Source organism: Prevotella sp. ICM33, from assembly GCF_000517825.1.
GTDB classification, from domain to species: domain Bacteria; phylum Bacteroidota; class Bacteroidia; order Bacteroidales; family Bacteroidaceae; genus Prevotella; species Prevotella melaninogenica.
The window spans coordinates 1-785 of record NZ_JACD01000110.1; the positions used below are offsets into that span (position 1 = coordinate 1).

Sequence of the window (785 nt, forward strand, 5' to 3'; positions counted from 1 at the left end):
AATAACCTTACTCTTTATTCTTGAATCGTCTTTTAAACTCACTTTTGGGCATCTTATATTTCAAATAACGTATGACATTCTCACGATAGAAGCTATCCATATACGCCTTATCATAATCCTTATCATAATCTCGGATGGACTCGTCCACGCCAACATCCTTCAACACTGGCACAGGATTCTCCTTTGTGCCATACTCTGGATTATTCATATCATCCCTGTTAACTGTCAAGATAACCTTCCGTCCATAAGGCCAATACATCTGACTTATATCAACAAAATACATTATACTTAAAAACTTCTTATATTCTACAGAATAAAAGGGATTATACGATCCACTTGGATTTGCAAAATAATTACCATCGATTTTTTTTGTAAAGGTTTCCACCGTCTTTACATCTTCGTCTTGATTCTCCAAATAATATTTAGAGTTATCTTCTGGCATAGTAACCTCTATATCATAAGAATTATTCATATACTCTTTGTAATACTGTTCTGCATCATCATTATACTTATTTGAATAATAAAATATATTGATAAGGAAACACAGCAAAGGAAAAGCGACTGCTGAACCTAAGATCTGACCTAAAGTGACCATTGGAATATATTTAAAGATATTTCTCATAACTGATGTACTTGGATTTTCATTCTCCCCTACTTGCTGATACGAATCCTACTCATTGCAGAATAACCTTACTCTTTATTCTTAAATCGTCTTTTAAACTCGCTTTTAGGCATCTTGTATTTCAAATAACGTATGACATTCTCACGATAGAAGCTATCCATAT

Annotated in this window: 1 protein-coding gene; it reads right to left on the reverse strand. The window is 33.0% G+C overall.

Annotated features, from left to right (window positions below):
• Positions 1–7 precede the first annotated feature (7 nt).
• Positions 8–622 (reverse strand): hypothetical protein, encoded by a 615-nt coding sequence (locus tag HMPREF1505_RS12570; RefSeq protein ID WP_036926028.1) that lies wholly within the window; start codon positions 620–622, stop codon positions 8–10.
• Positions 623–785 lie beyond the last annotated feature (163 nt).